Here is a 24,221-nt window from a genome sequence, read left to right as displayed (position 1 = left end):
CAAGGCTGGCGCGATGCGCCACCGCCTTCGGCGGCTGGTGGTCTTGATCACGCCTGATCACCGGTCGGTCAAGGACGAGCCCGAAATCGGCGCCCTCGCAAAGCCGGCCAGTTGTGCGACCGGCCTCCTCGTTCGCCTCGCTAGCGAGCGAAAATAAATGAGGCAACAAGAGGTCTCTCGGGAGCACCGCTACATGCGGCAACATACGCGTCCATCTTGATTGCCTTCTTACCGGACAAAAGAAGCGCTTGTCCGCACCACCACTATGCGATCTCCTCCTTCGCAAGCCGATTGCGATTGACTAGCCGAATGCCGGTTATGTGCAAGTGCTCAGGACCGATCTGATATCATTCGGAAAGTTTGGGCGGCGTCAAAAACAACCTCAAGCTCAGCCGTTCCAGAATAGCAATGGTTCACATGATTTGCCGCCGACAGGCTAGGTTGCCTACAATCCACGTCCTTCAATCGCCGAGCAGTCTGAGGTCTTTTGCCACCTGAGCCATACTTTTCCGTTCTGATCAAGTCTGTCATGATCTGGGACAGAAGTCCGCTCAGCTGCCCGACGAGCGTCTGAGCCGATCGAGCACCCAGGCCATACGAAATGCTGCTTCCTCGGCTACGCCAGGCCCATGTGAAGCGCCGCTGTGCCCGCCTACGGTCCGCATGCGGAAAACAAGCTCCGGGTCGCGATCGGCCGCGCAGAACCGACGCTGCGCCACGTAGCGAGCGGGCTGATAGTAGAGCACCTGGCCGTCGTCGAGCGCGGCGTCCACATACGTCGGCGGAAGTGGACGATCGGCGCTGAGGTTGTAGTACGGGTCGTAGCTGCGCAGGTACCGATACTCATGGGCGATGTGGGGATCGCCGTACTCCGCCGATTCCATTGGCGCGTACGGCATCGAGGTGTCCATCGTGGTATCGAGGATGTCGGCGACTGGAACTTCGGCGATCACCGCGCGGAACAGGTCGGCCCGCAAGGCGGCTGTGGCAAGCACGGTACCTCCGCCAGCGCTGGTTCCTTCGATCACGATTCCGTCGCGGGAGGCGAACCCCTGCTCGATCAGGCCCTCGGCAGCGGCGATCAGATCCGTGTAGGTAATGCGCTTCCGATCGCGGATTGCCTCTTCGTGCCATGGGCGCCCGAACTCGCCGCCTCCTCGAACGTGCGCTATGCCGAAAGCAACTCCGCGATCAAGCAGGCTCAAGCGCGCGGTCATGAACGAGGGCCACGCGAAGAACGAGGGCCATCTCGATGTTCCGTGACAGCCGTACACATTCAGTAACACTGGCCCAGGGCTCGTTCGATCGCGGCGCATGACCAACGAGATTGGGACCCGCACCCCGTCTTCCGCCTCTACCATGACGACCGTCGCCACGTACTGAGCCGGGTCATATCCCGGAATGCGGGCGCGGTACAGGACCGTCGACCGGTCGTCTGCTAGATCATGCTCGACGACGGTGTCAGGCCTCACATACGAGCTAACTGAGTAAGTCAACTTCGAGCTGCGGAACAAATGCCGTGCGACCGAGTAGCGTCCACCTGCCGACAGGCCGACTCTTAGTGTGCAGCTCGGCTCGTCGGGAACGATCGTGACCCCAACCTTTCCGCTTCTGTTGCGCGAGACCAGGCGACGACGGAGGCCTTCACGTTCCAGGAGAACCAGGTGCTGCTCGAGCACGTGGACTTCCTCGAGCGTCACGCCCACTCGGTGCGAAATGACCTCCTCCCAGCACGACGGTGACGGATCATCTATTGCCGCAGACACGAGCCGCCAGCACGGTCCAGCATCGTCTACCCGAAACAGAAACCTGTCGCCCCAATGCTCGGCGTAAATCTCGTGCCCGAGTTCACGCTCTACGATCCGGCGCCACTCGCCTCTCGGTTGGCCCGCCGGAAGACACCATACCTCCGCAGCACCGCGTTGAACCTGTGCGGAGTTGTCCCAGTTGGTATTCACGTCGAGAAACAACCAGGCGCCGCTGTTAGAACGTCGGACGCTCAACTGCAGCCGCTCGTTGACCTCCTCGAACACCACCACGGAGTCCCGGGCCAGGATGTCCACCCGTACAATCTGATCGTGTCGCCGGTCAGTCCGGTCCCGTGTGAAAAAGAGCGTGTGATTGTCGGCGGCCCAAACAACCCGGCCGGCGCGTCCCGAGTCGCGCCAGACCTCACGGCCCTCCGCCATATCCCGCACCGTCAACTCGTAGCGCTCGTTACCGACGAGATCAAAACTGAACGCCACGTATCGCCCGTCGTCACTCGGCTCGAAGGCTCCGAGCGAATAGAACGCCTCGGAACCGGATATAGCGTTCGGGTCGTGAACAAGTTCGGCCGAGCCTCCGCTCAGCGGCCGGCGCCACCACGCCGGGTGATACAGTCCCTGCCGGTGTTCTTGGAAATACTCGTAAGGCCCAACCTGCAACGCAGGTGCGGCTCCCTTACAAGGCTGACGCCCCTCGATCTCAGCAACGAGTTCCGCCCTAAGCCTCTTCAGGTGAACTGTCGCTTGCTCCGCGAAGCTGTTCTCGGCTTCAAGATACGCGCGGACATCGGGATGCTGCCGATCGCGAAGCCAACGATACCGGTCTATCGTGACGTCGTCATGAAGCACCCTGATCCGCGGCTCAGCACGGGGAAGGGGTGGCTGAACGCATTCGTCTCCCATTACACTTCCCTCACACTAAACCAAAGGATTGCCGTAAACTTGTGCATCGATGTTTCTCTCGGACTGTAATATGCAAGCTGTTTAGCGAGCCTTGCTTCACGAGATTGCCAAACGCTTTTCTCTTTCGAATTTTGGCAGCTTCGCGTTCGGCGCGTAGTATTTCTTGCGGTGGCACCGCAGACATGACAAGCATAGATTCCATATTCCAGCCATAGAGAAGCGAGATGTGAAGCGGAACGGGGTTGCGGCCCGAGCAACCGATCGACAGGCGCGGTTCTTAAGCTGGCGAACGATTTGAAGCTGAGGCGGATAGCTGCTGGCCGAAAAACACCGTGCCTGCTGGTCTAGTCGAACGGCGTAGTTCAAGATTTGGCCGGAGTGGATGGAAGAATGCGGATCTCGTTCGTGTTGATCGTAATGCTGAGGAGATCGCCGTGCGTCGGATGGCGCCCGAATGGAAACCGTTCCTGCATCGTCAGTCGTTCACCATCGACGTCAAGCACGAGCCGCGTTGCTGCGCCATAATAATGAGATTGGACCACGCGGGCTGACAACGATTGCCCAGCAGCTCCATCCGTTGCCAGCTTAATCTGCTCCGGCCGGATCACCGCGGTCCCAGGTCCAACGCCCCATTTGCCCGCGAGGCGTAGGCCGGCTATTGACGCAAAGGTGCCATCAGCTCCAACCGTTCCTTGCAGCAGAGAACACCAGCCGATGAATTTCGCAACGAAAGGCGTCGCCGGTGCCTCATAGATCTCGCCAGGCGTTCCAACCTGCTCGACCTGACCCGAGTTCATGACCACGATGCGATCTGACATTGTCAGGGCCTCTTCCTGGTCATGTGTAACAAACAAGGTGGTAACATTGACCCCCCGGATCACCTCGCGCAGTTCTTCCCGCATACGAACTCGCAGTTGCGCGTCCAGATTTGAGAACGGCTCATCAAGAAGCAGTACTGCTGGTCGCATGGCCAGCGCGCGAGCCAGAGCGATTCGCTGTTGCTGCCCGCCCGAGAGCTGGCTCGGAACTCGCTGTGCGAGATGTGAAAGTTCGACCAGCTTGAGCATCTCTTTGACGCGGCTTTCCCGTTCCGCGCGAGGCCATTTCAAGTTTTCCAGGCCAAAAGCGATGTTTTCAGCGACCGTCATATGCGGAAACAGCGCGTAACTTTGAAAAACCATTCCGGTATCCCGCCGATAAGGCGGTTGATGTGTCATGTTGATGCTATTGATGCTTATTGTACCCGAGGTCGGCTCTACGAAGCCGGCGACCATGCGCAAGGTCGTTGTCTTTCCGCAGCCCGACGGACCAAGGAGGCACACCAGTTCGCCACGACGCGCATCCAACGAAACGTTCGCTACAGCGACGGTTTCACCGTAGTGCCTCGAGACGGACTGCAATTGCACGACCAGATCGCCGACATCTTGCGCAGTATCTTCCATGTTCTCATACTCTTTAGATGAAGCCAGCATAGTTTTTCCTCACTACGCCACTCGTTCCGCTCCGATCAGGCGCTCGATCGCCCAGATGACAACTAGTGTCACCACGATCATGATGCTCGATACGGCCGCGACAAGCGGATCATAGCTGGTATCGACATACGCAAAGATCTGTACCGGCAGAGTCACGTTGCCGCCATACGTGAGAAACACCGAAACCGTCGCGTTCCCAAACGACGTCACAAAGGCGAAGATCGCCGCCGACAGCAAGCCAGGCAGAATGAGCGGCAGGGTGATACGCCGAATGACTTGCAATGGTGTGGCCCGGAGATTCATTGCCGCCTCTTCGAGCACTCGGTCGTGCAGAGTAAGACTCGCGAGAATTGTCCGCACGACGTACGGAATCGCTAGGACCAGATGCCCCAGGAGCAACGGATAGATCGTCTGTGTCAGATCTAGCCACGCGAAGAGCTGCAACAGACCAATTCCGAGTACGACCGCGGGGACGATCAGTGGGGAGAAGGCCAGTCCCTGGACGAATGTTTTTCCTGGAAAGGAGAACCGGTTGATCGCGAATGCGCCGGCAAAACCAGTCACCAGGGCGATGATGGCGACGAGCACGGCAACGTACGTGCTGGTCCAGAGCGCACTCATGAACAGTTCATTCTCGACCGCCTTCTGATACCAGCGCAGCGAAAAGCCCCTAGGCGGAAACTTCATCGTGTCCCCACTCGTGAACGACGACACAATCACCAAAATCGCTGGCAGTGCGAGCATCGCGTACACGCTCGCGCGAATGAATGCGCCGGACACTGCCATTGCAGAGTCAGTGAAATCAGAGCGCATAGCGTCGACCTCCTACGATGAGACGTGACGCAGCCAAGGCGTTGAACGCCGCGGTGAAGCCTAGACCGCTCACGAAAAGGACAAAAGCCATCGCTGCGCCGGAGGGCCAGTTCAGTTCCGACATCATGCGCTCATAGATAAGGCTTCCAAGCATCGCAACGCGACTTCCGCCGATCAGCCTGGGCGTGATGAATGCTGAAATCGAGAGTACGAAGACGAGATTGAAGCCGACGAGAATGCCAGGCACCGCGAGTGGAACGATGACCTTCCGAAAAGTGACGAAACGATTGGCACGCAGATTTGCAGCCGCTTGCTCAAGTACAGGATTTATCTGGGTGACCACGCTCATGATGGACAAGATCATGAATGGAAGGAATTGCTGCACCAGGACGACTAATACGGCAGGCCGGGTGAAGAGAAGCTGTTTCGGCGAAGAAACAATGTAAAGGCTTGTAAGCACTGAATTGAGGAGTCCGTTCCGGCCAAGAATGATCAACCAGCCGAATACAATAACGACAAGACTGAGCGTCAGCGGCATGATCACGATAATCGTTCGCCATCGCCGCGCCAGAGGCGGAAGACGAGCGAGAGAGTATCCCATAGGGAAGCCGAGGACTAAACAGATCAGGCTGACGATAAGCCCGTCAACGAACGTCTCCAATAGTACGGAGGAATAATAAGGGTCGGAGAAGAAGCGGACGTACTGAACTAGGCTGAATCCGGTGCCGTCGAGCAGGTGGCTAGAGGGCAGAAAGCTCGATCGCAGCAATTGTAACACCGGCACCACCATAAAACCGACGAGAAGCAAAACCATCGGAGCCAGCAAGAGTGCCGCAGTTACAATACGATGTCTAAGAAGAGGCTCCCTCACGTATCGGTCTTTCACAGTTGCAGGGGCGTATTGGGTGAGCATGGCATTGCTTCCTTATGGGATGCGTAGCTCAGGCGCGATTAGGCGAGTCAACTAGCTTCGAATGATTTTATTGACCCGTTCGATTCGGGCGCCGTGGTCAGCGATCCACTTTTCCCAATCAATCTTCTTTTTCAGAGCATTGCGCTCCGGCGAGTTGAACAGAAGGTCCTTGCGGATGTCTTCTGGCAAACGGACGTCCGTCGTCCCGCCGTACCGAATTGCCCTCGGTATTCCGAGCATACCTTCATCCGATAGCAGCTGCTCGGAAAATGCGTACGCGGCTTCCGGATACTTCATGCCCTTTACGACGTTGATGTAGCTGGTGATCGCGTAAACGCCTTTAGACGGCACAACGGTCTCGATGGGAGCGCCTTTGCTACGCAGTTCATAGGCGCGGCCATCCGTAAAGATGCCTGCATAAGCCTCCTCGTTTTGGAACATCTGCAGCTCGGAGACAGTGGTCTGCGCGAGCGCGACGATATTTGGCTTCGCCGCCTCTAAAAGCTTATACGCTGGCTCCATATCCGAGATCGAGCCGCCGTTTTCCTCGGCGAGACCCAGAAGATACAAACTGTTGGCGTCGAGGGTCGGGGCCGGAATGACCGCGCGCCCCGCAAGATCAGCCCGGGCGATATCCGAGTACGAGGTAAGAGGCCGCTTGATGTATTTGGAGTTGTACACCGGAATGATCGATGCGACATTGAATGGCACACCGTAGTCACCGTATTCTCGGAACCCGGGAAGGATGCGCTTGATGTTGGGAACGTCTGGTGCCTTGATCTCTTCGATGATGCCCGCCTTAACGAGCTCGACCATCCAGGCGCTATCAGCCATGAACAAGTCGTACGGAGGATTATTCCTATTGGCGACCAGCTTGACGAAATCAGCTGATTCAGTGCCAGCTATGAACTGAGTCTTTAGGCCGTACTTCTCTTCGAGCGGTACGGCGACACTCTTGACCAGGGCCTCGTCCCAAGCACCTCCAAATCCATTTACGCGCAGCGTGATGCCGGAAAACTTTTTCGACTGAGCCTCGACGTATGGCGCGGCCACAGCGCTGGTGCCAGCTGCTGCTACGAATTTGAGAAACGCTCGTCTCTTCATTCCCAATCTCCTCTCCTTGTTTCGCTCAGCAAAGACGATAGTGACTTGCGCAACGAGCTTCCCATCAAGAGATTAACCCCACTCTCTTTATGGTCAGAGAACCGACCCACTCTCGAGCCGCTAGATCGAAGCGTCAGCCTAATGAGGCCCCGCGGCGCACGCGCCCACAACCAGTCCACCGGCGCCGCAAGCCCTCGGCATCGAGATCTGCCCCCAGGACGGCGCCTCGCCCTATGCCGCGCAACTGGAGTGTAAAAGGGTCGCCACGCACTGAGCTCGGAAACAGGGCATAGCCTTCTTCTAAAGCGAGATCCGTTTGCGTCGCCCGAACGGCCACGAGCTTTCCAGCATCAGAAATCGCCTCGATCAGACGACACGAAGCCGGCAAGGAGCCACAGCGCTGCAGCTCAGCCCGAATCCGCTCACACCAAAAACAGGAGGAACGCGCCGCGGTAGACGTTCAGCCAAGAGACCTGAGCGCAGCGACGTATCCGTACCTGCTGGTGACTTGCAAGATCTGCTCTTCTCCCCTCGTTTCGCGCCCCCCTGTCAACCGGACAGTTCTATTTCGCGCAAACAGTATCGAACCCGAGATGGTAATTTCACCAATATAGCGCCAAGAACAGCAGAAATCCTGCGCCAGGTAGGCAAATTATGGCGCTTTCAATAGCAAACCTCTTGTCGAAAGCGCTGAGCCACTCCGGACTTCGGCCAAGTACGTGGCATCGCACTCATGTCCAGTCCATGGCGCTGGGGCAACCGAGTCTGCTCCCGATTGGAAAGCGCCAAAAGCTGGATCGTTTTTCCAAGCCCATGGCGGACGTGATGCGCCCCCTTGCCACAGGTGTACCCTACAGGTTCGGGGTGATTTTGCGGCTGGTATCATGTTTCGCAAGACCAACGCTCCGACTGATCGGCACGGTAAGCCGCAATGCAGTGACCCAATTCGGGTTCTCCTCAGTCCGGTTGCATTTCATTGCGACCACACCGGAGCACCATATCCCGCTTAGCGGATGCCGCATCACCCTACTCTCAGGAAACTGCCGATTGTTCACGCATCGGAAGCGGGACTCAAATCTCGGGGCAGAGGTGCACGCGTGAGGGCGCGTTACACTGGCGATCAACTGTTTGCGTCGACATCTAATATTAGAAGCTGTCAAAGCCGAGCTTCAGCTTCTTCCCTCGGCTCGCGCTCAAAGGCGCGGGCGCCACCATATTCCAAGTCCATCAGGGCGCCCCCCGGCGCTCGCTAGCCTTGCTCAACTTGATTGACTGTCTCGGCATCATTTCTTTGACGCATGCGCGCGGACAGCTCGAGAATTTTGCCGATGACAAATGACAGACCCGTTGACAAGTTCGCGCGTTCTTCCGGCATGCTCAAGCCTAGCCGAGTGCCTATCGCTCGTCATACGTGGCTGACGCAAGGCTCGCCTTCATAACCGACTGCGTTACCAGCAGGCATGGCAAACACGACGATTCTATACACTCGCGCAACGAGCAATGGCCCTTCAGAGTGGCGCGCGGGGCCACTCTAATGCCGATCCGACTCTGCCTTTCAGCAGAGCCGCATTCGGCAGCCGATTAGCGAGGTGAGCAGCACGGCGCTCAGCCTGACAGGAAATCAGTGAGCGCAATAGTCCTTGCTCCCTGAAAACATTCACCCCCTGAAAGATACGAGCTGGTTAACGACAGGATCTCGGCTCATTTACTCGCCGAAAACGCGGAGGCGACCCAAGCCACCGCTGCGGCACCGGCAGCAGGATCGCTGCCGGTGCCACGAGCAGTCTCAAACCTTTTTCGACTATTTGACGAACAGCTTGCGCGGCGTCGTTGTCAGGTCTTCATGACCGCTTTCAGTGACGGCAAAAGGTTGCGTGATGGTGATGCTCTTATCGTCTAACCAAAGGCCCGTCATCATATGGAAGCACATGCCCGGCTGAAGCACCGTTTCGTCTCCCTTGCGCAGACTCGCCGTGCGCTCTGCTACTGATGGCGGATAACCGATTCCGGTGGGATAGCCGATCCTCTCGTTCTTATCGATTCCGTGGCGGGCAAGTACTTTTGCAAAAGCTCCGAAAACTTGCGAACAAGTGCGTCCGGGCCGGACGCTCTCAAGGCCGGCATTCAGAGCTTCAACGGCAATCTCTGAGAATTCCTGGTATGCTGATGATGGCTTGCCGATGGAAATCGTACGGCTAAGATTGACCTGATAGCGGTGCCGAAGCCCGTGGACTTCGAAATTGATTGTCGTTGAAGCCTGCAGCGGCTTATCCGACCACGTGGAGTGGGGCGCGAGAGCGCGTTCGCCGACGCAGAAATGCAAGCATGAGGAGTCATAACTTCCTCCGAATTCAGGCGTGCCGGAAATCTGCTGGTGATAGATAGCCGCAGCCAGGTCGCATTCACGCACACCGGGCTCTGCGATATCTACGGCACGCTTCACCATTGCGTCGGCGACACGACCAGCTTGACGCATGAAAGACAGCTCGGCAGGACTCTTTACAAGTCGGATCCAATTGACCAGGAGGTCAGCATCTACAAAGCTCGCCAGCGGTAGTGCTCGAACGAGATCAGCATGAGCGCGCGCCGAATAATAATGGCCGCCCATCTCAACGCCGATTTTCGCCTTTTCGCCGCCGAGCTCCTTAACAACGCTCGCCATGAAATCGTAGGCGGACAAGGAGGTCGAGTTCATATACTCATCCGGAATGCCTCTGATGTTTTCATCTGCCAGATAAGTAGTTAGTTTCGCTGATGTAGTGTCTATGCCCCGCGTGATGAAAATGGGTTCAGCGTGCTTAAGCGCCACGACCGCCATCTGTGGAGTATAGAAGGAATAGGCGTTGTAGCCGGTTAGGTAATTCTGGTTCGGGGGCTCAGAAACGAGCAGAATGTCGATTCCGCGCTTGGTCATCTCCCTTTTCACGGCACCAAGCCGCGTATCGAATTCAGCCCGCTCAAAGTTCAGCATTTTTTCCATACGATGTATCTCCGGATATCCACCACATTGATTCCAAGCCGCATCATCCCCGAGCGACGTTGGGCCGAAAGACCTCACCAACGAATGGCCGCTGAAGCGTCGGCAGCGCTTACGATCTCGTCGGGTATCTCGTCACGTGAGAACGGCGGAAAGCTCCTGCGCTGTACGAAGATGTTATCGCGCTGCGTCGCACCTTACCCGCACATACGCAACAAAGCGCGCTGGATTTCGGCGATATCGCAGTTAAACCCGCAGAAAACCGTGTGCGGCTGGAAGCTTTCATTGTCGAGTTCCGGCACCCTGGGCTTAGAAGCGATGACGGCCTGACTCCAGCCATCATTAATGTTGTCGGTTTTCCCGCACACCCCTCACTTGCTGAGGCGTAACTCTCTGCGATCACACACTGGGTGTCGATGATGTTGCAGGCCGAGCCCGCTAAGTGTCCAAGCGCTGCCAGGTCTCCGAGGAGCGATTGATCCCCTCCTTCGAACGACATAAGGACGAATCCGGCTGAGGCGGACACCGTCACCGAGCAACCCCTTCTCACGGGTCAATTAAGTCTGACGAGCTCTCAATGGCTAGTGAGGCCCCCTGCGCCCGCCGTGCTGAGATACCAGAACTGGCGAACAAGCAGCGTTGCCGGCCTCTCGTCGTGGTAGCTGGAAGCCGCCGGCTTACGCGGACGTCATCTTCCGCGTTAGCAATGGTTTTCACTTCGAAGCTACCGACCTCCACAAAGAATGGAGACTCGATAGTTGATAGTTACCTCTCGGATCTCGGGAGACTTCAACGATGCGCAAATTTAGACTTCCCACGCGCCGGCTGTGGGCCGTGTCGGGTGGAAAGAACCAACTAGGTTCGATTTATTTTATTGACCCGCTCAATCCGAGCACCTCGGTCTGCCATCCACTTTTGCCAATCAACCTTCTTTTTAAGGGCAATGCGCTCCGGCGAGTTGTATACTAGATTCTTTTGAATTTCCTCGGGCAACTTAATGTCAGTGGTCACTCCAATTCCGAGGGACTGCGGTAGACCGCTCATGCCCTCATCGGAGAGCAACTGCTCCGCAAACGCGTGTGCGGCTTCCGGATACTTCATGCCCTTGACAACATTGAAGTAGGTGCAAATGGAGTAGAGGCCCTTAGGTGGAATAACAGTGACAATGGGAAAGCCCTTGGCGCGCAATTCGTGCGCGCGGCTATCCCAGAAGATGCCCGCGTAGACCTCTTCAGATTCAAACATCTGCAACTCGGCTACAGTCGTCTGCGCGAGCGCGACTATATTCGGCTTTGCGGCCGCCATCACCTGGTACGGCGGCTCCATGTTTGAGATCGAGCCGCCATTTTCGTCGGCGATGCCCAGAAGATAGAGACTGATACTGTCCTGTACAGGGGTCGGAATGACCACATGACCCGCAAGGTTGGGACGAGCGATATCAGAGTACGAGGTAAGCGGCTGCTTGATGTATTTTGAATTGTAGACGGGGACAGAGCTCGCGACGCTATACGGCACACCGTGATCACCGTATTCGCGGAACTCGGGAAGGATTCGCTTGATGCTAGGAACGTCCGATGACTTAATTTCTTCGATGACGCCGGCTTCGAGGAGCTCGACCATGTAAGCAGTATCGGCTTGAAAGAGGTCGTAGGGAGGATTGTCCTTGTTAGCAATCAATTTGACAGGTCCGCCGATTGACTGCCGGCGATAAATTGGACTTTCAGCCCGTATTTCTCCTCGAGCGGCGCGCCAACGCACTTTCTGAGAGTTTCGTCTAAAGCCCGCCGAATCCGTTTACTCGCAACGTAATGCCAGCAAAACTTCTTCGATTGGGCGCGCACGTAAGGTGCTGCCAGGGCACTGGCCACAGCCGTTGTCGTAAGCCTTAGAAATCTTCCTTTTCATTTCTCGATGTTGTCCGTTATGTCCTTCCAGTGATGATTACGGTTCGCTTACTTCTCGCGTTGCAGAATAGCAATGTCCTATTTTGCAGCCGAAGGAACCGAGCAGCTTGCCTGCTAAGAGCAATTCTTTCGGGCCCCTCAAACGCACTTCACAAAAATGGTCTGCAGAACTTTCTGCATCAGAGCGACGGAGCTTGAAGCTTCCATTGTTGCTGCCTCCGCGCTGGCGCAGAAGCAGTTCGATCATCGAGCGCACTCCACAGCCGAGTAATTAGACCTGACAGCTTCCCGAATGGCTTCGCTATCAAGGCTCACCCTGATTTCAGGGAGCCAGCACCGTCTCTACCAAGTTTACCCAATAGCCGATGCCGTAAGGCAGAGCTTCGTCGTTGAAATCATATGCGGGATTGTGCAGGGCGGCCGTCGATCCGTTGCCAATGTAAATGATGGCCCCGGGCCGTGCCTCAAGCATGTAGGCGAAGTCCTCCGATGAGATTCGCGGCGTCATCTTGTCATTGACGGAGGTGAGCCCAACCAGATTGCGAGCCGCCCTAATCGCGAGATCGGTCTCATCTGAGTGGTTAAATGTGACCGGGCAGTCTCGCCGGTACTGGAATTCGATATCGCCACCAAATGCTCGCGCGATTCCTTGGGCAGACGCCAAAATCTGTCGTTCGGCGAAATCTCGCAGAGCGGGTGAAAACGTCCTGACAGTCCCTCCCATTCCAGCATGACCGGGAATAATGTTATAGGACGTGCCCGCGTTTAACTTGGTGATAGAAACAACAAGCGACTCAAGCGGGTTCGTATTGCGCGAGACCAAAGTTTGTAAACCGACTATGATTTGTCCCGCAATGACAATTGGATCGACTGTCTCGTGCGGCCTGGCCGCATGGCCGCCCTTGCCAGTCACGACCATGTCGAAATCGTCAAGCGATGCCAGAATCGGCCCATGGCAAATGCCGAACTTGCCGACCTCGATGCCGGGAGTATTGTGCATGCCAAAAACTTGGGAAATGCCGAAACGGTCCATGATTCCCTCTTGGACCATCCTGAGGGCGCCCGATGGCAGCACTTCCTCCGCCGGCTGAAAAATCAAGGCAACGGAGCCCTTGAACTTGCGCGTAGAGGCAAGGTATTTTGCGGCGCCAAGCAGCATGGCTGTGTGACCGTCATGGCCGCATGCGTGCATTTTGCCGCGAGTTTTCGACGACCAGGGCTTGTTTGACTCTTCGAGGATCGGCAGAGCGTCCATGTCCGCTCTCAAGCCGATAGTCGGGCCTTCTCCGCCCTCGCCCTGTATCAACGCTACGATACCAGTCTCAGCTATGCCGGTTTCGATGTGATTGATACCAAATGATGCCAGCCTTTCGGCCACGAATCCCGCCGTGTTGTGTAGCTGGTAGTCGAGTTCGGGGTTTTGATGGAGATGGCGCCGCCACGCAGTTGCCTCGCTCTGCAAATCCCGGAATACTTCAACGCTGCGCATAGACTGCCGACCTCCCAATCATTCCCAATAGAGCGCGCTTGCCCTGCCCATATCTAGCCAACAGGCACTCGCTTCGCATTAGATGCCTGAACAGCTTTCCATCGAGAGCAACTGGAACAGGCTAGCCATGAGCTACAGTCCACGCGACGGCAAGACGCCCGCGCTAACTCTGCTTGTCTTCCGCGCGTTTTTGTTGCTCGGTCACTGGAAAGTGGCAATCTCGTGTAAACTTTACCGAGCGTCAGATCCGAATTTGACCAATATGATGGGCAAGCCAGCAGTAATCCTGCGCTTGGCGCGCAGAGCACGAAGCTTCTATTAGCGTCGTTGACCAAGCACATGTGGCGATCGGAAATCGCCGTCGACGCCTTCGGCGTTACTTCGATCGCCCTCCCCTCTCTCGTTAGCTCGGGTACCCGGGTTCATATGCCAGTACCAACCGGATCGGCCAACTTCGGGTGCGTCACTCTGTCCGCCTAAGCCGAGGGCTTGGATTGCAGTAAAGCTTCGCAACCGCCGAAGGGGACGCAGCGCCCCTGCGAGCGGGGTTGCCAGATTAGTCGAATCCGACTCGATATGCTGGCTATTTTGAGCTTTGCGAGATGCCCTCGCGAGTCTCCCGCTGCTTTGCTCTTGGATCGGCTTGACCTCACCGCGGGGCTGGCCAGGCACCGAGCTAATGACCGATGGCCGGTCGCCGGACTGTAGGCGGGCTAAGCGCGGGCAAACAGAAAAAATTGAAGAACAGGCGCATCAAATGCTCACGGTTACAAGACTCTCGCCGCATAGCGACGAGCACTCCAGGCGTTTGGCTGGCATGGGTCTGATGCTCCTGGCAGTATTCGTGTTCTCCTGGAGCGATGCGATTGGAAAGCTAATCGTCTCAACCTATTCGGTTGGTCAATTGCTGTGGTTGCGAGCATGCGCCGCACTCCTGCTGCTCGCCCCCATGATCTGGCGCAATAAGGAGGCTTTCGCAAAGCTCGAGCGGCCACGCCTCCAGTTTCTTCGTGTTGCACTTTCATCGACCGAAGTCGCCTCGTTCTTGCTCGCCACGGTGTATCTGCCGTTAGCCGACGTCGTGACCTACTATCTTGCATGTCCGATTTTCGTCACTGCCTTATCGGCGATCGTATTGCGAGAGCAGGTCGGTTGGCGGCGCTGGAGTGCTATTTTAGTTGGCTTTGCCGGTGTCCTGATCGCACTCGCCCCCTCAGCAAAGAGCTTCAGCTGGCCAGGACTGATCGCTCTTTGCGGAAGCCTCTCTTTTGCCGGGTTGATGCTGATCACACGGCAGTTGCGGGGGACGCCCGATGTCGTGATCGTTACCCTGCAATTTGTCGGGACGTTCCTACTGGGCGCGGTGCTCGCACCAATCGGCTGGATCATGCCGACGCCGCGAAGCCTCCTGCTATTCGCCGCGGCAGGGATGATCTCAGTCTGCGCGCTCTTGTGCGTGAGTCGCTCGCTGAAGCTCGCGCCGGCAAGCGCTGTGGTGCCTTATCAGTATTCCCAGATCTTCTGGGCCGTGATCTTCGGCTTTGCCATTTTCGGCGATGTGCCCTCGCTGGCGACGCTTGCGGGCGCTGCCATCATCACCGCCGCAGGGCTCTACATTTTTCTACGTGAGCGAAAGCTTGGCCGCGAGGAGCCGGCCATGGGTACGCCGGGATGAGGAGCGGCTCCTCTCTCAGGTAGCTGAGGTGCTTCCAGCCCTTGGGCGGCCGTCGAATAGCCGCCTTGAGGGCCGAAAAAGATGACCCAAGTCTTGAAGTCAGCGCTAAACGTCTCGAATGCGTGCGGCACGCGTGCCGGTACGAACAGGAAGTCGCCCGGGCCAAACGGCACGCGGTCCACACCGCGGCGGAACACGCCGGCGCCGGCCACGACATATAGATCTCGTCCTGTTCGTATGGTTGCTAGGTGTCGATCCCGCGTAGTGCGAACAGTTCGACCGAGAGATCACCGCGCCTGAATAGAACGGTGAACAGGTCCGGTTGCCCGGTCAGGATCTCCGTTGTCTCCATCAAAGTGACGCGCAGCCGATCGTCGAGCTCAGGGCACATCCAGGACTACCTTTACGACTCCCGAGGAAAGGGCAAAAGACACAGAGGCGCCTTTCCCGTCCAATAATCTTCCTACCTCTCGAGTTCGGCCGTGAGCTCCGGAACCGCCTGGTAGAGGTCCACTACCAGGCCGTAGTCGGCGACCTGGAAGATCGGAGCGTCCTCGTCCTTGTTGATCGCGACGATCACCTTGGAGTCCTTCATGCCGGCGAGATGCTGGATCGCGCCGGAAATGCCGACCGCGACATAGAGCTCGGGGGCCACGACCTTGCCGGTCTGGCCGACCTGCCAGTCGTTCGGCGCATAGCCGGCGTCGACCGCCGCGCGCGAGGCACCGACACCGGCGCCCAGCTTGTCGGCGAGCGGCTCGATGTATTTTGCGAAGTTTTCCCGGCTCTGCATGGCGCGGCCACCGGAGACGATGATTTTCGCCGAGGTCAGCTCGGGGCGGTCGCTCTTGGCGACTTCCTCGCCGACGAAGGACGACAGGCCAGGATCGGCCGCCGCCGCGACGCTCTCGACGCTCGCGCCGCCACCGGCCGGCGCAGCGGCGAAGGTCGAGGTGCGCACCGTGATGACCTTCTTGGCGTCCTTCGACTTCACCGTCTGGATGGCGTTGCCGGCATAGATCGGCCGCTCGAAGGTGTCGGGAGCGACGACCTTGATGATCTCCGAGACCTGCATGACGTCGAGCAGGGCTGCGACGCGCGGCATCACGTTCTTGAAGCGCGAGGTCGCGGGCGCAACGATCGCGTCATAGCCGGACGCCAGCGAGACGATCAGCGCGGCCAGCGGCTCGGCGAGATCGTGCGCATAGGAGTCGCCGTCGGCGAGCAGCACCTTCTTCACGCCATTGAGCGTTGCGGCGGCATCCGCCGCGCCCTTGGCGTTCTGGCCGGCGACCAGCACGTCGACGTCGGCGCCGAGGGCGGCGGCCGCCGTCAGAGCCTTGTTGGTCGCATCCTTCAGCGACGCATTGTCGTGTTCAGCAATCAGAAGCGTCGTCATCAGAGCACCCCGGCTTCGTTCTTGAGTTTCGACACCAGCTCGGCGACGTCCTTGACCTTGACGCCGGCCTTGCGGCCCGGTGGCTCCGTCGTCTTGAGAACTTCAAGGCGCGCGGTGACGTCGACGCCGTAATCGGCGACGGTCTTCTCCGCGATCGGCTTCTTCTTCGCCTTCATGATGTTGGGCAGCGAGGCGTAGCGCGGCTCGTTGAGGCGGAGATCGGTGGTGACGATCGCCGGTCCCTTCAGCTTCACGGTCTGCAGGCCGCCATCGACCTCGCGGGTGACCTTGAAGTCAGATCCTTCGACCTCGAGCTTGGAGGCAAAGGTCGCCTGCGACCAGCCGAGCAGCGCGGCCAGCATCTGGCCGGTCTGGTTGCTGTCGTCGTCGATCGCCTGCTTGCCCAGAATGATCAGGCCCGGCTGCTCTTCGTCGGCGACCTTCTTCAGGATCTTGGCGACAGCCAGCGGCTCCACATTGCCGTCCGCCTTCACCAGGATGCCGCGGTCGGCGCCCATGGCGAGACCGGTGCGGATCGTCTCCGAGGCCTGCGCTGGTCCAATGGAGACTACCACGACCTCGGTGGCCTTGCCGCCTTCCTTCAGGCGCAGCGCTTCCTCGACCGCGATTTCGTCGAATGGGTTCATCGACATCTTGACGTTGGCGAGTTCAACGCCCGATCCATCGCCCTTGACGCGGACCTTGACGTTGTAATCGACCACCCGCTTCACCGGCACTAAGACCTTCATCGATCCTCTTTCACTTTAGGCCTGCTGATGACAAGGACTTGCTAGCTGCTCTCGTGCGATGAGCGCACATGCGCCTAGGGCTGCGCCGCATGCCCCCGTGGAATTCTGCTCCCTCGAGACGGTCCCGCTCAGGCACTGAAGACTACAGTTTTTCTTCCATTCAGCACCACGCGATCCTCGAGGTGATGTCGCACGGCGCGGGCGAGTACCCGGCGTTCGATGTCGCGACCTTTGCGGACGAGATCCCCCGGCGTGTCGCGATGTGAGATCCGCTCGACATCCTGCTCGATAATGGGGCCCTCGTCGAGATCGGAGGTCACATAATGTGCTGTCGCGCCGATCAACTTGACTCCTCGCTCGTGGGCCTGATGGTAGGGCTTGGCGCCCTTGAATCCTGGCAAGAAGGAGTGATGGATGTTAATGCAGCGACCGGACAACTTGGCGGAGAAGCCGTCCGACAAAATCTGCATATAGCGCGCAAGGACGACGACGTCCGTATGGGTTTCCTGCACTAGCTCCCAAATGCGGGTCTCTTGTTCCATCTTTGTCTGTTTGGTGACAGGTAAGTGGTAAAATGGCAGTTCGGCTAAATCGGTCGAAGACAGATACTCGCGGCCATGATTGGAAACGATAGCCGTTACCTCCATCGGCAGTTCGCCGATGCGCCAGCGATAAAGCAGATCGGCCAGGCAATGATCGAATTTTGAGACCAGCAGCATCACACGCTTTTTTGCGGAGCTCTGCCGCAACGTAAATCTCATCGCGAGATGGTCCGCCAGCTCCGCAATTGATGCACGGATTTCGGGCTCTGATTTCGCTTGCTCGCCGCGATCGAAGACGACGCGCATGAAAAATTGACCTGTCTCCGTATCGTCGAACTGCTGTGCGTCAAGGATGTTGCAGCCAGCCTCGAACAGACGACTTGAGACAGCCGAAACAATGCCTGGGCGGTCAGGGCAGGACAACACGAGGATCATCGAACGATCAGACATGACAAACACGCCAAGCGGCGGCCCTTCGCAAACGGAGTTAAGAAGCGGCGATAGTGATCATTCCTTGGAGCGTGCTAGCAGCAGCTCCGGGGCAATGAGGTCTTCTGCCTTCCGCCAGTCGCCCTTCACTCGCGTGCGGTTCAAATCGTAGAAGGGGCGAAGAGATGCGATCGCTGCGTGCCTTTCGCCCGCGATCTCGATCTCAAAGTTTCCCTGAGCCAGCCATTCGGCACTCACCCCGCTAGCGGAGTGCAGATAGCCCATGCCAACGCCGCAGCCCAGGGTATGGCCGAAGCCCGCGGACCGCAGATAGCCGACGAGCGATCCATTGCGCCAGACGGGCTCAGTTCCGAACATGAGCGGCACCGCCCTGGGGGCAGCTAGTTGAACAAGACGCCGGCGCGGAACCTGCGCGCGCTGGGACTCGAGGACGGACCGTCCGATGAAATCCTCGCCCTTTTTCCAGGCGATTGTGAACCCCAATCCCGACTCGAGCGGCGAGTCTTCATCACTGACGTCCGAGCCCCAATCTCGGTAACCCGCCTCCAGGCGCAACGTATTCAGGGCCACGTAGCCCGCGTGGCGCAGATCGAGATCGCGGCCCGCCCCGATCAGCGCATCGTAGATACCCAGCGCCTGCTCGACAGGAATGTGGAGCTCCCATCCGAGCTCTCCGACGAACGTCATGCGGAACGCAAAGGCCAGGCCATAGCCAATCTCGATTTCCCGGGCCGTCGCGAAAGGAAATGCAGCATCAGAAAAATCGGCAGGGCTCACACGCATGAGCAACTCGCGCGAGCGCGGCCCCATGACTGAGAGGCACGCGTATCCCGATGAGACGTCGGCAACGGAGACATGGCCTGAACCCTTGGCATGCGTTCGCAGCCATGCGAGATCTCGGATGCGCTGCACGGCCGCCGTAACCACCAGAAACTCGTCGTCGCCCGTTCGTGCGATTGTGACGTCGGACTCCATGCCGCCTCGCTCGTTGAGCCATGGCGTGTACACGATGCGGCCTACGGCAACATCGACGTTGTTGGTCGACAGACTTTGAAGCAAGGCGAGGGCATCGCGCCCCTGCACCAGCAGATGCGCGAAGGAGGTCTGATCAAACAGCGTGACCCCGGACCGGGTGGCCTCGTGTTCCGCACGGCTTGCCTTAAACCAATCGTCGCGACCAAATGTGGCATGGGTGCTGGTCGGCGCCCCAGGCGCACCAAACCATTGCGCCCTTTCCCACCCCGCCACCTCGCCGAAGTTCGCGCCGGCCGCGGCAAGCCGATCGTGCAGCGGTGACACGCGCACGTTCCGCGCCGTCTTGGGAGACTTGTGAGGCCAATGCAGGCCCCAAAGATTGCCAACAGCCTCGCCGGTTCGATCGCGCAGATATCGACGATTGCGCTGGAACGGCATGGCTCGCCGCACGTCCATTTCCCAATAGTCACTGGCGGGGACACCCGTCGACATCCACTCGGCCATCACTTTTCCAGCGCCACCAGAAGATTCGATGCCGCACGAATTGAACCCGGCAGCAACATAGAGGTTCGCGATATCCGCCGCGGGTCCTAACAGGAATCGATTGTCGGGCGTAAAACTCTCCGGCCCATTGAAGTTTAGTTGCAGTCCGACATTCTCCAGCGCCGGCATGCGCCGCATTGCATTGATGAGATAAGGCTCGATGTGCTCAAAGTCATCTGGGAGGGAATCAAAGCTGAAATCATGCGGAATCCCATCCATGCCCCACGGTTTGCCACGGGTCTCGAAAAACCCGACCAGCAATTTGCCCGCGTCCGGCTTCGCGTAGAAATGCGCATCCATATCGCGAATGGTCGGAAGATCAGAAGGCAAATCGGCGATAGCTTCCGTCACGACGTAGAAATGCTCTGCCGCCTGCAGCGGCACCGTCCAATTGAGCTCGGCAGCCAAGGTCCGCGTCCACATTCCCGTGCAGATGACAACCTTCTCGGCACGCACGACGCCTTGCGCAGTCTCGACGCCGGCGACGCGCCCCTTTTCGACAATGATGCGGGTCACTGGAGTGCGCTCAAGGATTTTGGCCCCACCCTGCCGAGCTCCGACCGCGAAAGCGCGCGCCGTATCCACCGGGCTGGTCATGCCGTCGGAGGGGATCCACGCGGCGCCAATGACATCGGCCACATCGAGCAAAGGCACACGTCTTTTGGCTTCGGCAGCATCGATCATCTCGACCTCGAGGCCAAAGGAGCGCCCCATCGATGCACCTCGCCTCAACTCCTCAAGTCGCGCAGGTGTGGCTGCGATTGTGATAGACCCGGATTGCCGGAAGCCTGTGGACTGACCCGTCAGGCTTTCAAGCTCATGGAACAACCCCGCGGTGTACTGGGCCAACTTCGCCATGTTCTCGTTGGCTCGAAGCTGAGTCACCAATCCCGCCGCGTGCCATGTGGTCCCGCAGGTGAGCTGATCACGCTCAAGCAGGAGAACATCGCGATGCCCAAGGCGCGCAAGATGAAAAGCAGTCGATAGACCGATGATGCCACCGCCGACGATGACGTATTCCGCATGGGAGGGCAGTTTGCTTTGCATTCGAGGACTCAAAAATGACTGGCAGGAGGATAAGCTAGATGCAGACCTGGATCAGGTCATGAATGTCGTTGGATTCGGGGTTGGCGTCGACTTCGTTTGGCTGAGCACGTGCCCACCACCGGGCAGCGCGATGCAAGATAAGAGCAGCGCCTTGCCACCCTTGATCGGGATGTTAAGTAGCGAGATTGGCCGGTTGGCGCACCACTCCACACTCGAAATTGGCACCGTTTTCGCCGTGGATACGATGAGCTATTCGCGCAGGACGGAGCACCTTGGCGCCATTCTTGCCCGAGGTCACCGACCACCTCATCATGCGAGACGAAGAGCGCGACGTGCACGGAAGCATACAAATTTCGATCCCCTCCTGCACACCTCCGTAACGTCGTCAGCCAGAAGCTGCATGCCCTGGCATATTATCCGCGAGCGGATCTGAATTTGTTTAATATTGAGGCCGCCAACGCCGAAATACTGCGCTCAATCTCTGAAGCTTAAAGGTTTTAAGTGCTCAAATGTGATGCCGACGTGTAAATATAAAAATGGCCGGGCGTCGCCCGGCCGCGTGCATTTCCTGCATGGTCATTCCAGATGGCGCGAAGCATTAGGCTCTCAGGATTCCGGGTTAATTCGATGGACGCTTCACGCTGGGAAATGAGGGGTCAGCCCTAATGCGTGCAGCTTCTGCAATTCCTTCAGGATCGCCTCGCCCATCTGCGTCGTCGAGACTGCTGTAGTGCCTTCCGACTTGATATTGGCGGTGCGCAGGCCACTCGCAAGCACTGTGTCGATCGCGGCGTCGAGCTTGTCCGCGAGCGCGCCCATATCGAAGAAATGGCGCAGCGCCATGCCGAAGGACGAGATCATCGCGATCGGGTTGGCGAGGCCCCGCCGACGATATCCGGCACCGAGCCATGCACCGGCTCATACAACGCCTTGCGCTTCTTGTTCCTCACATCAACTTCGCCGAGCGAGGCCAACGGCAGATGCCGAGCGAGCCGGTCAACATCGCCGCGATGTCGGAGAGCATGTCCCCCAAACAGATCGTCGGAAGAGACGTGGTCTTGATCTTGTCAGGTTGAGACAACGGGCGCGGGAGGCCCGCGGCCGCAGCCATCGTAATCCGGCAATCTCAATAGAATGGGACCAAGCGTTCGTCACACACCTTGCCGACTTGCGGTTATTTGACCGCTGCGCGCGCGAGTGCTTTCGATTGAAAATGCGCAGCGTTGTTGGTGTCCAGCCACGGTGAAACCGTCGATAACGAACGATTGTCCACTTTCATGATTGTGAGGCGCCGACCACTACGCTTGCATTGCCGCATCGCCAATGACGGGCTGTTCAACACCAAGGCCATGGCCATTGCACTGGGGCCCGCCAGACGGCGGTAATCTGCAGACGGTTTCTAACACCCATGCTGTAGATCGACCTGAAGGATCCGGCTTGGCACGCGCGGTGGACAAACGTGGCGATCCTCGGGACCCATCGCCAGCGACAGATCCCGTCGGGAAATTGCGGCACTGAGGGTATTCGCAAGCAAGTAAGCGACAGTCATTGGTCCGACGCCGCCAGGGACCGGCGTGATATAGCTTGCACGCTTGCTCGCTTCAGCAAAAGCTACATCTCCAACTATCTTGGTAGTCCCGGTCGAGCCAACGGTGCGATTGATGCCGACATCAATGACAATTGCGCCTGGCTTGAGCCAGTCGCCTCGAACCAGCTCGGCACAACCGGCCGCAGCAACCACGATGTCGGCCCTTCGGCAAATCTCCGGCAGGTTTCTGGTCTGGAGCTGCGCACCTGTCACGGTGCATCCAGCGTCGCCGAGGAGAGTTGCGAGAGGTTTTCCGACGATGTTCGAGCGACCAATCACGACGACGTCGAGTCCGTTCAAGTCACTGACAACGGTATTGATGAGATGAACAACCCCAAGCGGAGTGCACGGCGCAAGAGCAGGTCGACCCGCTGCCAACCTTCCGACATTGTAGGGATGAAACCCGTCCACATCCTTCGCTGGATCGATGGCCTCAAGCACACGCCAACGGTCAATGTGCACCGGCAACGGAAGCTGCACTAGAATACCATCGATGGAGTGGTCCGCGTTAAGATCCTCAATCAATTTCAGTAGCTCAGCTTCACCGACATTGCTCGGCAACAAAAATTGCTTAGACCTGAAGCCTACGGCCTGCGCATGCTTGGCTTTTGTCTTCACGTAAACGGAACTGGCAGGATCCTTTCCGACGAGCACGACGGCCAAGCCGGGGGTCACATTGCAATTGGCTTGGAGCAGGGCCACGTCGCGCGCGACGCGAGCTCGAAGAGTTTCTGCGATGACCTTTCCATCAATTTGGACAGCATTCATGATAAATTCCTGAGGGAGATCGAGATAGCTTGGTAAGGCTAAGCCATCGGCCCCAATCGTTCTTACAGTCTCGCCAGTACCCGAAACAACGATTCAGCACACCCGGTGCGGGTCCCGTCCCAGCAACGAGCGCGCATACAGTGCTTCGCCGGATATGCAATATGTAATCTAAATTCTAGCTTGATTGGTGCAATGAGCGGCGAATGGACGATGAAATCCCGCGTTTCGGGCGCGTCTTCCAACGGATTCCCGCTGATTGGGGATGAACTGTGCACAGCATCAGGGCTTCGCCGCGTCACCGCTTGCAAAACGGCATCCTTGCCGCTGCGCGCGCGGCGAGTAATACTCAGCAGGATTGTGAAGCTGAGGGTACGGGTTCAGAAAAAGAGACCTAATCGGGCGGTCTTACCACTAGCGCAAGACCCCGTTAGGCGGCCGCAGAGTGCCCGCCGATCGTCGAACGTGCTTCTTCATGCGGTCTGGGCGCAGTGGCTCCAGCATCCCTATTCCTCTCTCAGGAGCAAGAGATCAACAATTGCCCCGAGAACTCAGAAAAGCGCCGGATTTAAGCAGACGGCCACGGCCTCACCTCGAGCAGCAGATCCTTCGAGTCAACCTGTGCACCGGGACCGCCAAGAGTTCGTCGTGAGGCGCGTGCAGCACCGCATCCATCTTCATGGCTTCAAGCGTAAGCAGGACATCTCCGGCGGTAACCTTCTGGTTCTTGACAATGTTGACAGTCGAAATGACGCCAGGCATCGGCGCGGCGATGCGGGCGGCATGTCGCTCTCCGCCTTCCGACGCGCTTGGCCACCGGCTGCCGCAGCCCGATCAGGAACTGTGATAACACGCGGCTGGCCATTCAATTCGAAAAAGAGCTCGACCTGGCCGTCATCGCGCGTCTCGCCGATCGCTGTGAGCTGCACCACGAGCGCCTTACCTCGCTCGATTTCTAGTGTCCCGAGTCACAAGTTCGCAATCATAGATTCGCAGTAGATTCGCGTCGCTGTGCCAAGGATGGAGGCAAACGGCGACGGAGTCTCCAAGGGCTGTCCAGCAACTTGCCCCCCTGATATTGAGCGATGATGAGCGGGCCGAACTGACGTCGTTGACGATGCGGCGGAAGACGGCGCAGGCGCTGGCT

General features: G+C 58.1%; 18 protein-coding genes and 1 pseudogene. 1 reads left to right on the top strand and 18 read right to left on the bottom strand.

The genetic code is table 11. The annotated features are described in order from the left end of the window. Window positions 1-551 precede the first annotated feature (551 nt). From QQL28_RS41905 to QQL28_RS41865, 9 genes are all read right to left on the bottom strand, one after another. Window positions 552-2,669: a prolyl oligopeptidase family serine peptidase gene (locus tag QQL28_RS41905; protein WP_284275209.1), complete on the bottom strand. Its 2,118-nt coding sequence runs from the start codon at window positions 2,667-2,669 to the stop codon at window positions 552-554. Window positions 2,670-3,031: 362 nt separating this feature from the next. Continuing rightward, window positions 3,032-4,141: an ABC transporter ATP-binding protein gene (locus QQL28_RS41900; RefSeq protein WP_284275206.1), complete on the bottom strand. Its 1,110-nt coding sequence runs from the start codon at window positions 4,139-4,141 to the stop codon at window positions 3,032-3,034. 12 nt (window positions 4,142-4,153) lie between these two features. After that, window positions 4,154-4,954 (bottom strand): ABC transporter permease, encoded by an 801-nt coding sequence (locus QQL28_RS41895; RefSeq protein WP_284275204.1) that lies wholly within the window; start codon window positions 4,952-4,954, stop codon window positions 4,154-4,156. Beyond that, window positions 4,944-5,867, bottom strand: coding sequence for an ABC transporter permease (locus QQL28_RS41890; protein WP_284275202.1), 924 nt, complete (start codon window positions 5,865-5,867; stop codon window positions 4,944-4,946). The genes QQL28_RS41895 and QQL28_RS41890 overlap by 11 nt, the downstream gene beginning before the upstream one ends. A gap of 51 nt (window positions 5,868-5,918) precedes the next feature. Beyond that, complete coding sequence (locus tag QQL28_RS41885) at window positions 5,919-6,971, bottom strand: extracellular solute-binding protein (RefSeq protein ID WP_284275200.1); 1,053 nt, start codon at window positions 6,969-6,971, stop codon at window positions 5,919-5,921. 1,801 nt (window positions 6,972-8,772) lie between these two features. Continuing rightward, complete coding sequence (locus QQL28_RS41880) at window positions 8,773-9,951, bottom strand: M24 family metallopeptidase (RefSeq protein WP_284275199.1); 1,179 nt, start codon at window positions 9,949-9,951, stop codon at window positions 8,773-8,775. A gap of 852 nt (window positions 9,952-10,803) precedes the next feature. Beyond that, window positions 10,804-11,625 carry an ABC transporter substrate-binding protein gene (locus QQL28_RS41875; RefSeq protein ID WP_284275197.1) on the bottom strand — a complete coding sequence of 274 codons (822 nt, stop codon included), beginning with the start codon at window positions 11,623-11,625 and terminating at the stop codon, window positions 10,804-10,806. 264 nt (window positions 11,626-11,889) lie between these two features. Further along, complete coding sequence (locus QQL28_RS41870; RefSeq protein WP_284275196.1) at window positions 11,890-12,099, bottom strand: hypothetical protein; 210 nt, start codon at window positions 12,097-12,099, stop codon at window positions 11,890-11,892. Between the two features lie 75 nt (window positions 12,100-12,174). Continuing rightward, window positions 12,175-13,341, bottom strand: coding sequence for a M20 aminoacylase family protein (locus QQL28_RS41865; RefSeq protein WP_284275194.1), 1,167 nt, complete (start codon window positions 13,339-13,341; stop codon window positions 12,175-12,177). Window positions 13,342-14,098: 757 nt separating this feature from the next. Here QQL28_RS41865 and QQL28_RS41860 point away from each other — a divergent pair. Next, window positions 14,099-15,016, top strand: a complete 918-nt coding sequence (locus tag QQL28_RS41860; RefSeq protein WP_284275237.1) for a DMT family transporter — start codon at window positions 14,099-14,101, stop codon at window positions 15,014-15,016. Here QQL28_RS41860 and QQL28_RS46395 read toward each other — a convergent pair. The 9 genes and pseudogenes from QQL28_RS46395 to QQL28_RS41820 form a co-directional block, all read right to left on the bottom strand. Then, the gene (locus QQL28_RS46395) at window positions 14,953-15,228 is read right to left on the bottom strand and encodes a cupin domain-containing protein (protein ID WP_431309724.1); all 276 of its coding nucleotides are present in this window, start codon (window positions 15,226-15,228) and stop codon (window positions 14,953-14,955) included. The two genes, QQL28_RS41860 and QQL28_RS46395, sit on opposite strands and share 64 nt — an antisense overlap. Before the next feature lie 32 nt (window positions 15,229-15,260). Continuing rightward, complete coding sequence (locus QQL28_RS41855) at window positions 15,261-15,407, bottom strand: hypothetical protein (protein WP_284275191.1); 147 nt, start codon at window positions 15,405-15,407, stop codon at window positions 15,261-15,263. Window positions 15,408-15,479: 72 nt separating this feature from the next. After that, window positions 15,480-16,415, bottom strand: coding sequence for an electron transfer flavoprotein subunit alpha/FixB family protein (locus tag QQL28_RS41850; protein WP_284275189.1), 936 nt, complete (start codon window positions 16,413-16,415; stop codon window positions 15,480-15,482). After that, on the bottom strand, window positions 16,415-17,164 hold the full coding sequence (locus tag QQL28_RS41845) for an electron transfer flavoprotein subunit beta/FixA family protein (protein ID WP_284275186.1): 750 nt from the start codon (window positions 17,162-17,164) through the stop codon (window positions 16,415-16,417). The genes QQL28_RS41850 and QQL28_RS41845 overlap by 1 nt, the downstream gene beginning before the upstream one ends. Window positions 17,165-17,292: 128 nt before the next feature. Next, window positions 17,293-18,156 (bottom strand): formyltetrahydrofolate deformylase, encoded by an 864-nt coding sequence (purU, locus tag QQL28_RS41840; protein ID WP_284275184.1) that lies wholly within the window; start codon window positions 18,154-18,156, stop codon window positions 17,293-17,295. Window positions 18,157-18,213: 57 nt separating this feature from the next. Further along, window positions 18,214-20,721: a GcvT family protein gene (locus QQL28_RS41835; RefSeq protein WP_284275182.1), complete on the bottom strand. Its 2,508-nt coding sequence runs from the start codon at window positions 20,719-20,721 to the stop codon at window positions 18,214-18,216. A 636-nt stretch (window positions 20,722-21,357) separates the two neighbouring features. Further along, window positions 21,358-21,796 (bottom strand): annotated as a pseudogene (locus tag QQL28_RS41830) (isocitrate/isopropylmalate family dehydrogenase); the annotation flags it as partial. Between the two features lie 324 nt (window positions 21,797-22,120). Then, window positions 22,121-23,077, bottom strand: a complete 957-nt coding sequence (gene folD, locus QQL28_RS41825) for a bifunctional methylenetetrahydrofolate dehydrogenase/methenyltetrahydrofolate cyclohydrolase FolD (protein WP_284275180.1) — start codon at window positions 23,075-23,077, stop codon at window positions 22,121-22,123. Window positions 23,078-23,662: 585 nt separating this feature from the next. Then, window positions 23,663-23,836, bottom strand: coding sequence for a biotin/lipoyl-containing protein (locus tag QQL28_RS41820; protein ID WP_284275179.1), 174 nt, complete (start codon window positions 23,834-23,836; stop codon window positions 23,663-23,665). Between the last annotated feature and the right edge of the window lie 385 nt (window positions 23,837-24,221).

The sequence above is a fragment of the Bradyrhizobium iriomotense genome, from assembly GCF_030160715.1.
Classification (GTDB): domain Bacteria; phylum Pseudomonadota; class Alphaproteobacteria; order Rhizobiales; family Xanthobacteraceae; genus Bradyrhizobium; species Bradyrhizobium iriomotense.
The sequence above is the reverse complement of the archived record's forward strand: the minus strand, read 5'-3'. Positions and strand labels throughout refer to the sequence as shown.

Bases quoted from the DNA above. Each gene is read 5' to 3' on its own strand.
- QQL28_RS41885 (WP_284275200.1), bottom strand. From the start codon at position 6,971: ATGAAGAGACGAGCGTTTCTCAAATTCGTAGCAGCAGCTGGCACCAGC.
- QQL28_RS41820 (WP_284275179.1), bottom strand. From the start codon at position 23,836: ATGCCTGGCGTCATTTCGACTGTCAACATTGTCAAGAACCAGAAGGTT.
- QQL28_RS41855 (WP_284275191.1), bottom strand. From the start codon at position 15,407: ATGTGCCCTGAGCTCGACGATCGGCTGCGCGTCACTTTGATGGAGACA.
- folD (WP_284275180.1), bottom strand. From the start codon at position 23,077: ATGAATGCTGTCCAAATTGATGGAAAGGTCATCGCAGAAACTCTTCGA.
- QQL28_RS41860 (WP_284275237.1), top strand. From the start codon at position 14,099: ATGCTCACGGTTACAAGACTCTCGCCGCATAGCGACGAGCACTCCAGG.
- QQL28_RS41865 (WP_284275194.1), bottom strand. From the start codon at position 13,341: ATGCGCAGCGTTGAAGTATTCCGGGATTTGCAGAGCGAGGCAACTGCG.
- purU (WP_284275184.1), bottom strand. From the start codon at position 18,156: ATGTCTGATCGTTCGATGATCCTCGTGTTGTCCTGCCCTGACCGCCCA.
- QQL28_RS41870 (WP_284275196.1), bottom strand. From the start codon at position 12,099: ATGATCGAACTGCTTCTGCGCCAGCGCGGAGGCAGCAACAATGGAAGC.
- QQL28_RS41845 (WP_284275186.1), bottom strand. From the start codon at position 17,164: ATGAAGGTCTTAGTGCCGGTGAAGCGGGTGGTCGATTACAACGTCAAG.
- QQL28_RS41880 (WP_284275199.1), bottom strand. From the start codon at position 9,951: ATGGAAAAAATGCTGAACTTTGAGCGGGCTGAATTCGATACGCGGCTT.
- QQL28_RS41895 (WP_284275204.1), bottom strand. From the start codon at position 4,954: ATGCGCTCTGATTTCACTGACTCTGCAATGGCAGTGTCCGGCGCATTC.
- QQL28_RS41900 (WP_284275206.1), bottom strand. From the start codon at position 4,141: ATGCTGGCTTCATCTAAAGAGTATGAGAACATGGAAGATACTGCGCAA.
- QQL28_RS41850 (WP_284275189.1), bottom strand. From the start codon at position 16,415: ATGACGACGCTTCTGATTGCTGAACACGACAATGCGTCGCTGAAGGAT.
- QQL28_RS41890 (WP_284275202.1), bottom strand. From the start codon at position 5,867: ATGCTCACCCAATACGCCCCTGCAACTGTGAAAGACCGATACGTGAGG.
- QQL28_RS41835 (WP_284275182.1), bottom strand. From the start codon at position 20,721: ATGCAAAGCAAACTGCCCTCCCATGCGGAATACGTCATCGTCGGCGGT.
- QQL28_RS41905 (WP_284275209.1), bottom strand. From the start codon at position 2,669: ATGGGAGACGAATGCGTTCAGCCACCCCTTCCCCGTGCTGAGCCGCGG.